General features: G+C 63.1%; 10 protein-coding genes and 1 pseudogene. 6 read left to right on the forward strand and 5 right to left on the reverse strand.

Annotated features, from left to right (window positions below):
• From ACESMT_RS17930 to ACESMT_RS17940, 3 genes are all read right to left on the reverse strand, one after another.
• Positions 1–389, reverse strand: a 389-nt coding sequence (locus ACESMT_RS17930) for an aldolase/citrate lyase family protein (RefSeq protein WP_372827964.1), incomplete at its 3' end; no start/stop codon positions are given.
• A 69-nt stretch (positions 390–458) separates the two neighbouring features.
• On the reverse strand, positions 459–2,051 hold the full coding sequence (gene garD / locus ACESMT_RS17935) for a galactarate dehydratase (RefSeq protein WP_372827965.1): 1,593 nt from the start codon (positions 2,049–2,051) through the stop codon (positions 459–461).
• A gap of 1 nt (position 2,052) precedes the next feature.
• Entirely contained in the window at positions 2,053–2,187 is a 135-nt protein-coding gene (locus ACESMT_RS17940) for a hypothetical protein (RefSeq protein WP_372827966.1), read from the reverse strand.
• A 200-nt stretch (positions 2,188–2,387) separates the two neighbouring features.
• Between ACESMT_RS17940 and ACESMT_RS17945 the strand changes: the two genes are divergently transcribed.
• The 5 genes and pseudogenes from ACESMT_RS17945 (at position 2,388) to ACESMT_RS17965 (ending at position 6,849) form a co-directional block, all read left to right on the forward strand.
• Positions 2,388–3,167, forward strand: coding sequence for a FadR/GntR family transcriptional regulator (locus ACESMT_RS17945; protein ID WP_372827968.1), 780 nt, complete (start codon positions 2,388–2,390; stop codon positions 3,165–3,167).
• A 117-nt stretch (positions 3,168–3,284) separates the two neighbouring features.
• The gene (gene gudD / locus ACESMT_RS17950) at positions 3,285–4,643 is read left to right on the forward strand and encodes a glucarate dehydratase (RefSeq protein ID WP_372827969.1); all 1,359 of its coding nucleotides are present in this window, start codon (positions 3,285–3,287) and stop codon (positions 4,641–4,643) included.
• A gap of 156 nt (positions 4,644–4,799) precedes the next feature.
• Positions 4,800–5,681 (forward strand): Bug family tripartite tricarboxylate transporter substrate binding protein, encoded by an 882-nt coding sequence (locus tag ACESMT_RS17955; RefSeq protein WP_372827974.1) that lies wholly within the window; start codon positions 4,800–4,802, stop codon positions 5,679–5,681.
• A gap of 12 nt (positions 5,682–5,693) precedes the next feature.
• Positions 5,694–6,206, forward strand: a pseudogene (locus ACESMT_RS17960) (Gfo/Idh/MocA family oxidoreductase); the annotation flags it as partial.
• Positions 6,207–6,234: 28 nt separating this feature from the next.
• A complete protein-coding gene (locus ACESMT_RS17965; RefSeq protein WP_372827970.1) occupies positions 6,235–6,849 on the forward strand; it encodes a 2-hydroxychromene-2-carboxylate isomerase in 615 nt (204 codons plus the stop codon).
• 4 nt (positions 6,850–6,853) lie between these two features.
• On the opposite strand, the gene ACESMT_RS17970 is transcribed toward ACESMT_RS17965, so the two are convergent.
• Entirely contained in the window at positions 6,854–8,692 is a 1,839-nt protein-coding gene (locus ACESMT_RS17970) for an AMP-binding protein (RefSeq protein WP_372827971.1), read from the reverse strand.
• Complete coding sequence (locus ACESMT_RS17975; protein ID WP_372827972.1) at positions 8,689–9,567, reverse strand: amidohydrolase family protein; 879 nt, start codon at positions 9,565–9,567, stop codon at positions 8,689–8,691. Before ACESMT_RS17975 ends, ACESMT_RS17970 begins: the two co-directional genes overlap by 4 nt.
• Before the next feature lie 124 nt (positions 9,568–9,691).
• On the opposite strand from ACESMT_RS17975, the gene ACESMT_RS17980 reads away from it, so the two are divergent.
• Positions 9,692–10,093, forward strand: a 402-nt coding sequence (locus ACESMT_RS17980; protein WP_372827973.1) for an enoyl-CoA hydratase-related protein, incomplete at its 3' end; no start/stop codon positions are given.

Below are 10,093 nucleotides of genomic sequence, written 5' to 3' on the forward strand. Positions count from 1 at the left end.
GACACCGACACGCCGCGTATGCCCTGGGGCGGATAACGGGTGGCGGCCACTGCGCTTCGGGCCTCGTCCACGCTCTCGACAAAGGGTACGAGGAAGTTGTAGAAACCGGCATCGAGCAGGCGCTTGATCTCGACCGCGTTGTTGGAGGACGGCCGCACCACCGGCGCGCTGGCGCTGTCTTTCAGCGCCATCAGTTGCGGGATGAAGGTGGTCATGTCGTTGGGCGAGTGTTCGCCGTCAAGCAGGATCCAGTCGAAGCCGGCCACACCCAGCACTTCCGTGGTGATGGCATTGGACAGAGAGGACCAGCAGCCGATCAGTTTTTTGCCAGCCAGCAGATCGCGCTTGAAGCTGTTGGGAAAGGATTGGTAGGGAAGGGTTGTTGTCATGAGGTCTCGCTTGTAACGCTGGGGTCAGGATGAGAGAGGCTGCACGCGCAGCTTGGGGCATGGGTTGATTCAGGTGATGGGCGCCGGGTTGAACAGCACCAGCGCGTTGTGCAGCTTCCAGTGTTCGGCCCAGGTCTTCTTGCGGCCACTGGCGACTTCCAGCATCAGGTGAAACAGCTCCCAGCCTACATCGGAGATGCTGGCTTCGCCGTCGGCGATGCGGCCGGCGTTGATGTCCATAAGGTCGTGCCAGCGCCTGGCCAGGTCGCTGCGCGTAGCCACCTTGATGACGGGGCACGCGGCCAGGCCGTAAGGTGTGCCGCGGCCGGTGGTGAACACATGCAGGTTCATGCCGGCGGCGAGTTGCAAGGTGCCACAAATGAAGTCGCTGGCCGGCGTGGCGGCGTAGATCAGGCCTTTTTGTTTGAGCTTCTCGCCAGGCGCGAGCACGCCGCTGATGGGCGCCCTGCCCGACTTGATGATGGAACCCATGGCTTTTTCTACAATGTTGGACAGCCCGCCCGTCTTGTTGCCGGGCGTGGTGTTGGCGCTGCGGTCCACCTGGCCTTTTTGCAGGTAGGCGTCGTACCAGGCCATCTCGCGGATCATGGCCTGCGCAACTTCGGGTGTGCTGGCGCGCGAGGTCAATTGGTCAATGCCGTCACGCACTTCGGTGGTCTCTGAAAACATCACCGTGGCGCCAGTGCGTACCAGCAGATCGGTGGCAAAACCCACGGCCGGGTTGGCGGTGACGCCGGAAAAAGCATCGCTGCCGCCGCACTGCACACCGACCGCCAGTTCGCTGGCGGGCACAGGTTCACGGCGGCGCGCATTGAGCTTTTCCAGGTGCAGCACCGCAGCCTGCATGATGGCGTCAATCATCGACATGAAGCCGACATGGTTCTCGGACTGCAGGCAGACCACATCAAGCGCCGCTTCGGCGTTGACGCCGATATCCGCCACATTGCGCTCATCCACAATCTGGATGGTGCCCGGTGGCATCAGGCGCTCTGGCTGCAGCTTCTCGCAGCCCAGACTGACCACCATCACCTCACCGCCGAAGTTGGGGTTCAGGCTGATGTTGCGCAGCGTGCGTATCGGGATGATGGCGTCGGGCGCGTCGATGGCGACACCGCAGCCGTAGCTGTGCTCGAGGCCGACCACGTCGTCCACATGCGAAAAACGCGGCAGCAGCTCGTCCTTGATGCGTTTGACGGCAAAGTCGACCACGCCAGCCACACACTGGACGGTGGTGGTGATGGCGAGGATGTTGCGTGTGCCCACGGAACCGTCGGCATTGCGGTAGCCCTCGAAGGTGTAGCCCTCAAGCGGGGTCATGGACGGCGGCTTGACGGTGGCCAGGGGCAGCTTTTCAAGGCTGCGCACAGCCGGCATCTCGAGCAGGCGCTCGTGCACCCAGCTGCCGGCAGGCATGTCCTTGAGCGCATAACCGATGGGCACGTTGTAACGCAGCACCGCGCTGCCCTGCGGCAGGTCCAGCAGCGCCACCTTGTGGCCTTGCGGCACGCGCTCAGTCAGTGTCAGCCCGTTGGCAAACACTGCACCCGGCGCCAGGCCGCCGTCGTTGGCCACGATGGCAACATTGTCCGCCTCGTGCATGCGGATGTAGAGAGGCGGTCGGTTGACGGCGGGCGCGGTCATGTCAGACCCCCACCGTCCGTGGCAGCCACAGCGACAGCGCGGGTGCATGGGTGGCGATGGCCTTCACGCCCTGCGCCCTGGCGCCAGCCGCTGCTGCGTCGGTTGACAGCACTTTTTCATGAACCCGGATGGTCATTCCTGCCTCTGGTTGAAAATGGGGGAAGGACAACGCTGGAATCCCACTGGACTTTTGCACCAGGTTTGCTAAAGTGAACTGAAACTCTTAAGATATCAGTCGTACGTTGTCTGATGACTATGAATTTTATGAACACGACATCGTCTGTCAAGCGTTTTTTGGCTGTACTGAGGCAAACCCCTACCCGAAGAACCCACCCGATGGAATCGAATTTGACCGCCGCCCCCCTTGACGAATCCCCCCGCGCTCGGCGCCCCCGTGGGCTGGTCACCGAAATCGTCGAAAGCCTGGCGGCGAGCATTCGCGACGGACAGCTTCAGACCGGCGACAAGTTGCCGACGGAAGCCGAAATCATGGCCCGCTTCGATGTGAGCCGGACCGTGGTGCGCGAGTCCATTTCCAAGCTGCAGGCCTCCGGCCTGGTCGAAACGCGTCATGGCATAGGCACTTTTGTGATCCAGAACCAAAATGCTGGCAACTTCCGGATCGCGGCGGCCGACTTCGCCACGGTGGCCGATGTCATCTCGGTGCTGGAGCTGCGCATCAGCCTGGAAACCGAGGCTGCCGGCCTGGCCGCCCAGAGGCGAACCACGGAAAACCTGGAGGCTATGGCCACGGCTCTGCGGGCCTTCCAGGACTCCATCCATGCAGACTCCGATGCCGTTCCGCCCGATTTCCAGTTCCACATGGAAGTGGCCCGCGCCACCGGCAACCGGCACTTCGCCGACCTCATGACCTACCTGGGCACCATGATCATTCCGCGGACCCGCGTGAACACCCCTCAAAGTGCACCCGAAGGTCGCCTGAGTTACCTGCAACGCGTCAATGGCGAGCACGAAAGCATTTACAACGCCATCCGCAGCCAGGATGCCGAGGCGGCGCGTGCGGCAATGCGCACGCACCTGTCCAACAGCCGGGAACGCCTGCGCAAAGGCCAGAACGCCGACGCCCTGACTGCGCTGGCCCGTCCTGCGGCCTGAGTAAACCAGGCCTCAAAGTCCCCACGGCATCAGGGATTCCACCGATGGGATGGCGGACCGAAAGTTGTACGATGACTGATCTTTAAACCGGTCATTTCGTCTTTGCCCGTTTGTTTCATGTCTTTCGCCTCCCCCTCCGTTCCACTGGCCGCCGCCACACCCCGCATCACCCGGCTGCAGGTCATTCCCGTCGCAGGACATGACAGCATGTTGCTCAATCTGAGCGGGGCCCATGGTCCTTTTTTCACGCGCAACCTGCTGCTGCTGACCGACAGTTCAGGCCGTACCGGCGTGGGCGAAGTGCCGGGCGGAGAAAAAATCCGCACCACGCTGGAGGAGGCCCGCGAACTGGTGGAAGGCCAGCCACTGGGCCAGTGGCAACAGATCCTCAACACGCTGCGCACGCAATTTTCCGGACGCGACAGCGGCGGCCGCGGCAACCAGACCTTCGACTTGCGCGTCGCCATCCATGCCGTGACTGCGGTTGAAAGTGCGCTGCTGGACTTGCTGGGGCAGTTTCTCGGCGTGCCTGTAGCGGCCCTGCTGGGCGACGGACAGCAGCGCGCGTCGGTCGCGATGCTGGGCTACCTGTTCTACATCGCCGATCGCGCGCAGACCGGCCTGCCCTACCGCAGCGAGCCGCAGGCCGGCGACGACTGGCTGCGGTTACGCCACGAGCCGGCCATGGACGCCAAATCGGTGGTGCGGCTGGCGGAGGCGGCCCACAAGCGTTACGGCTTCAAGGACTTCAAACTCAAGGGGGGCGTGCTCAGCGGGGAGGAAGAGATCGAGGCGATCATGGCCTTGTCGGACCGCTTTCCTGAAGCACGCATCACGCTGGACCCGAACGGCGGCTGGCTGCTCAAGGATGCAGTGCGGCTATGTCGGGACCGCCACCGGGAACTGGCTTATGCAGAAGACCCCTGCGGCGCCGAAGGGGGTTTCTCGGGCCGCGAGGTGATGGCGGAGTTCCGCCGCGCGACCGGCCTGAAAACAGCCACCAACATGGTGGCGACCGACTGGCGGGAACTGGCGCATGCGGTCACGCTGCAGTCGGTCGACATCCCACTGGCAGATCCGCACTTCTGGACCATGCAAGGCTCGGTACGCGTGGCGCAGATGTGCCAGACCTGGGGCCTGACCTGGGGCTCGCATTCGAACAACCACTTTGACGTATCACTGGCGATGTTCACGCATGTGGCGGCGGCAGCGCCGGGCAAGGTGACGGCTATCGACACCCACTGGATCTGGCAGGACGGCCAGCGCCTGACAAAAAAGCCACTGCAAATTGTTGACGGCAGCGTGGCCGTACCGAAAACACCTGGACTGGGCGTGGAGCTCGACATGGCGGAAGTGGAAAAAGCCCACCAGCTTTACCGCCAGCACGGGCTGGGCGCGCGCGACGACGCGGTGGCCATGCAGTACCTGCTGCCGAACTGGAAATTCAACCCCAAGATGCCATGCATGGTGCGCTAGATATCGCACCCGGTACGGCATCTTTTTTCAACCTCGATCAAGAGACAAACAATGAAACGTCGCACATTGCTTCACAGCACCCTGACCGCAGCCGCTCTCTCGCCTCTGCTTGGAACCGGCGCTGTCTGGGCCTAGGACAAATGGCCCTCCAAAGCCATCAACTACGTCGTCCCCTTCCCCGCAGGCGGCACCACGGACATCCTCGGACGGTTGATCGGCCAGAAGCTAGGGCCGGCACTGGACACCACCATCGTGATCGACAACCGCGGCGGTGCGGGCGGCAGCGTGGGCTCCGAGATTGCGGCCCGCGCGCCGGCCGACGGCTACACCATGCTGGGCGGCACCATCAGTTCACACGCCATCAACGTGAGCCTGTACCCCAAGCTCGGTTATGACCCGATCAAGTCCTTTTCGCCAGTGGCCCTGATCGGCTCGAACCCGGTGGTGCTGATCGTCAAGGCGGACAGTCCCTACAAGACGCTGCAGGACATCCTCCAGGCGGCCAAGGCCAAACCCAGGACACTCTCGTCAGCCTCGGCGGGCAACGGCACCTCGCAGCACATGACGCTGGAATTGCTGGCCTTCAAACCGGGCACGCAGTTCATCCATGTGCCGTACAAAGGGAGCGGCCCGGCGATCCAGGATGTGATTGGTGGCCAGGTGGACATGATGTTTGACACCACCGTGGTGGCTGGCCCGCACATCCAGAGCGGCAAGCTGCGCGCCATCGCTGTGAGTTCAGCCAAACGCATGGAGTCCCTGCCCAACGTGCCGACGATTGCAGAGTCGGACCTGCCGGGTTTTGAAGTCGTGTCATGGCAAGGCATTTTTGTGCCGGCCGGCGTTCCACGGCCCATCATCAACCGCCTGCACGCAGAGATCATGAAGATCCTCCAGACGTCCGAGATGCAGGACAGGCTCAAGACCCTGGGCATGCAATCCTCCAGCATGACCCCGGAGCAGGTCGCCACCTTCCAGAAGGCGGAAGTCGAGAAATGGGCAAAGGTCATCAAGGCCGCCGGCATCAAGCTTGAGTAAAGGCGGCGCTCACAGGATTCGGATGGCGTGCTGATGACGCAGGCCATTCACACGCTGGACCTGTTTCTGAGCCTGACCGGCATGCCGGATAAGGTCAGCGCCACGACGGTCACCAGTGCCCTGCACAGCATGGAGTGTGAAGATACCGTCGCCGCAACACTGCACTATCCGAGCGGGGCCATTGGCAGCATCGATGCCACCACGGCAGCCTATCCCGGGTTCCCTGAACGGATCTGCCTCAACTTCACCCAGGGCTCGGCCACATTTGAAGCTGGCGAACTTCAGGGGGAACTGCTGGACGGCCAGAAAATCCACGCCGGTACAAAACAGGCTTCCGGCTCGGGCGCCAACCTGATGGGCTTTGACCACCACGCCCATCGCGTCGTTTTGCATGACCTTGTGACAGCCATTCGCCACCACACCGAGCCGGCCGTCACCGGACGCTCGGCACTGCAGGTGCACCGGCTGATAGCGGCGCTGATGGCGTCGTCCCGCAATGAAGTCATGGTGTCGCTGCAGGTCTGATGGCAGAACTTCGGCTACGCTTGGCGCCATGAACCCGCCCTCACCTCTGCACTTCTACTTCGACTTCATCTCGCCTTTCGGTTATTTCGCTTCGCTGCGTATCGAGGACATGGCGGCGCGGCACGGGCGCATCGTCGAGTGGCATGCCATGCTGCTGGGCGTGTCGGTCCTCAAGGTGATGGGGCTCAAGTCGCTGCTGGCCACACCGCTCAAGGGCGACTACATCCGCCGTGAGGCCAAGCGTTACGCGCGACGCCGCCAACTGCAGCTGGGCCGCGATCTGGACGACCCGGTGATGGACCCGCGCGCCACTGGCCGCGCCTTTTATTGGGTCAAACAGCAGCGCCCGGCGCTGGTAGTGCCGCTGGCGCATGCGATCTACCATGCTTACTGGGTAGAAGGGCGCGATCTGTCCAGTGCCGAATCCATCGCCGCCATCACCCTGCCTGACGGCGTGGACGCCGCGTGGCTGAGCAGCGGCATCCAAACGGATGAAGCTGGCACACTGCTGCGCAATGCGGTGGACGCCTCACTCAAGGCGGGTATCTTCGGCTCGCCCACCCTGATGATCGACGAAGAACCTTTCTGGGGCGTACAAACGCTGGAGCTGGCCGAGGAATGGCTCGCCAGCGGCGGCTGGTAAGCCTTCAGACGTCGGCGGCTTCAAACTCGACCGGCACCGCGATCGCCGCGAGGCGCTCGCGCAGGCGCCGCACCAGCGCGGCGTCGGGCGGGCCAGGCAGGCGCACCACCGCGTGCAAGCTGCCACCGCGCTCGTGGCCGGTGACCGTGGCACCCGGCACATCGGCCAGCATGTCGGCAAGTTTGCTTTCCATCGCGCGCAGACGCAGCGCCGGTTTGTAGATTTTGCCGATGGCGGTCATCGGCATGGCCTCGATGAGGGTCACGCGTTTGGGGGTGGCCGGCCGCTCGTACACCTGCGGCGCAACCTCGGCAAGCAGGACGTCGGGCTCGCAGTACACGCCGGGCTTGAGCGTGACAAACGCCACCGGCAGCTCGCCGGCATAGGCGTCGGGCTCGCCAACCACGGCGCACAGCGCCACGGCGGGGTGAGCCAGAAACGCGTCCTCCACCAGGCCCGGGTCGATGTTGTGCGAACCGCGGATGATCACATCCTTGGCGCGGCCGGTGATGTGGATACAGCCTTGCGCGTCAAGGTGGCCCAGGTCGCCGGACAGCAGCCAATCACCTTCGAACATGCCGGCGTTGCGCGCCGTGTCGGTATAACCCGGGCTCACATGCGGGCCGCGCAGCACGATCACGCCGGTCTGCCCCACCGCGCAGGCACCGGCCAATTGCGCAGTGCCGTCGCGCCAGGGAACGGCACGCACCTCGGTATAAGGCAGGCGCAGGCCCGTCGAGCCCGGCACGCGCGGTGCGGCGGCCGGCTCGATGGAGACCAGACCCGCGCATTCGGTCATGCCGAGGATGTTGCGAACCGGGATACCGGTGGTGCGTTCGAACTGCGCCGCCAGCTCCGTGGGCAAGGGCGAGCCGCCGGTGTAGGCCACCTTGACGGTAGAGATGTCCGCGTCCACCGGCAGATTCACCAGGGTCGCCAGAATGGTGGGCACGCAGGCCAGTGCCGTCACCTGTTCACGTTCGCAGAACTTCCAGTAATTTTTCAGGAAATCGGGGTTGCGCATGCCGCTCAATGTGGGCAGCACCTGAGTCGCGCCTATGGCCAGCAGTGACAGCCCGTACACAAAGGCACCCGCCACATGAAACAGCGGAAACCCATTGATCTCGACCGTGTGTTCGTCAAACCCATAAAAATAGTGCGAGAACCAGCCCGTGTGCGCTTCATTGCCGTGGGTGTGCCGGGCCAGTTTGGGCGCACCCGTGGTGCCGCCGGTGTGGAAGCAGGCAGCGATGCGGTCGGGTGTCAGCAAGGGCTCAAACGCCAAGCTGGCGCCCTGCTGTGCGAGCAAGTCCTGGAACACCGGCACGTCCGGCGCGACCTGTCCACCCACGCAGATCTGCAGCACCGGCAGCGGATGCAGTTCCATGACTTTTTCCACCGTCGGCCAAAGAGTGAGTGCTTCGTTGGGACCAAGGGCCACGACAACCCTGGCCCCGGATGCCTTGAGCAGCGCCGCGATATGGTCGGGTTGCAGCAAATAGTTGATCGGACAGACCCTGCCCGCCACCTGCGCGCCCCACAGCGCAAACTGCGTCTCGGGAATGTTCGGCGCCAGGATGGCCACCGAATCATCGGGCCCGACACCGAGCGAGCGAAACAGATTGGCAGCGCGGTGAATCTGCGCCAGCAACTCGTTGTAGCTCACGCCTTGCGCCGGGTCCTGCAGGTTGCCACTGGGCAAAAAACGAAAGGCATCGCGCTCGCCAAAGCGATGCGCGGCGCTGGCGATCAGGCCGTAGGTCGTGCGTGCCGGTATGGCCTGGTCGTAAGGCGTCGCCTCCAGCGTCTCGATGTCGGCCAGGCTGCGGATCTGGCCGCTCATTCAGATGCAGCCTGTCCCAGCCCGAGCAGGCGCATCGCATTGCCCTTGAGGATGCCGGGCATCACTTCGGGTTTGAAGCCCGCGTCTTCAAAATCTTTCATCCAGCGGTCCGGCGTGATCAGGGGGTAGTCACTGCCGAACAGGACGCGGTCCTTGAGCAGCGTGTTGGCATATTGAACCAGCTGCTTCGGAAAGTACTTGGGGCTCCAGCCGGACAGGTCGATCCAGACATTAGGCTTGTGGGTGGCAACACTGAGGGCCTCGTCCTGCCACGGAAAACTCGGGTGCGCCATGACGATCTGCATGTCGGGGAAATCAATCGCCACATCGTCCAGGTGCATGGGGTTGGAATACTCGAGCCGGAGCCCGCCGCCGCAGCGCATGCCGCTGCCAATGCCGCTGTGCCCGGTGTGAAAGATGGCCGGCAGCTGGTACTCGTTGACCACCTCGTAAATTGGCCAGGCCATCCGGTCGTAAGGGTGGAAGCCCTGCACCGTGGGGTGGAACTTGAAGCCCTTGATGCCGTGGTCCTCGATGAGCCGGCGCGCCTCGCGGGCACCCATTTTCCCCTTGTGCGGGTCGATGCTGGCGAACGCCATCATCATGTCGCTGTTTTTTTGCGCGGCTTCGGCAATTTCCTCGTTCGGGATGCGCCGCCGGCCCATCTGCGTCTCGGCATCCACGGTGAACATGATCAGCCCGATCTTGCGCTCACGGTAGTAGGCAATCGTTTCTTCAATGGTCGGACGTCGGCTGTTCTTGAAGTACTTGTCGGCCGCGCGATCATATTCTTCACCGTAATTGTCGAACGGGTTCCAGCAGCTGACCTCAGCGTGGGTGTGGACGTCAATCGCAATGAGGTTCTCGTAGTCCATGCTGTCTCCTGGTGGTTCGACTTGTTGCTCACCTCATGCGGGTTAACACTGAGAAATGAGGTTGCCAAGTCAATTGAATTGGTTATTGTTTATAACAATAATCGATGCAACTTGCAAACCTCCCATGAGCCAAAAAACAAACAACCCCGACCTCCAGCTTGAACTCCGCGGCGACCATCAGCAGATCGCCGTGATCCGCCTGAGCCGCCCCGCCAAACGCAATGCCCTCAACGACGGACTGATTCTGGCGCTGCGGGATATGTTTGACACCCTGCCGGCCACCGTGCGCGCTGCGGTGATCCATGGCGAAGGTTCACATTTCTGCGCTGGCCTGGACCTGGGCGAACTGCAGGAACGCGACGCAGGTCAGGGCATGCACCACTCACGCATGTGGCATGCCGCGCTGGAGCGTGTGCAGTTCGGCCCGGTGCCTGTGATCGCCGCACTGCACGGCGCGGTGGTCGGCGGCGGGCTGGAGCTGGCCAGCGCCTGCCACATCCGCGTGGCTGATGCGACCGCTTTCTAC

It is taken from the genome of Polaromonas sp. (assembly GCF_041689105.1).
Classification (GTDB): Bacteria; Pseudomonadota; Gammaproteobacteria; order Burkholderiales; family Burkholderiaceae_C; genus Polaromonas.

Coding starts and splice junctions, on each gene's coding strand:
- garD (WP_372827965.1), bottom strand. CDS start 2,051: ATGACCGCGCCCGCCGTCAACCGACCGCCTCTCTACATCCGCATGCAC.
- ACESMT_RS17940 (WP_372827966.1), bottom strand. CDS start 2,187: ATGACCATCCGGGTTCATGAAAAAGTGCTGTCAACCGACGCAGCAGCG.
- ACESMT_RS17945 (WP_372827968.1), top strand. CDS start 2,388: ATGGAATCGAATTTGACCGCCGCCCCCCTTGACGAATCCCCCCGCGCT.
- gudD (WP_372827969.1), top strand. CDS start 3,285: ATGTCTTTCGCCTCCCCCTCCGTTCCACTGGCCGCCGCCACACCCCGC.
- ACESMT_RS17965 (WP_372827970.1), top strand. CDS start 6,235: ATGAACCCGCCCTCACCTCTGCACTTCTACTTCGACTTCATCTCGCCT.
- ACESMT_RS17970 (WP_372827971.1), bottom strand. CDS start 8,692: ATGAGCGGCCAGATCCGCAGCCTGGCCGACATCGAGACGCTGGAGGCG.
- ACESMT_RS17975 (WP_372827972.1), bottom strand. CDS start 9,567: ATGGACTACGAGAACCTCATTGCGATTGACGTCCACACCCACGCTGAG.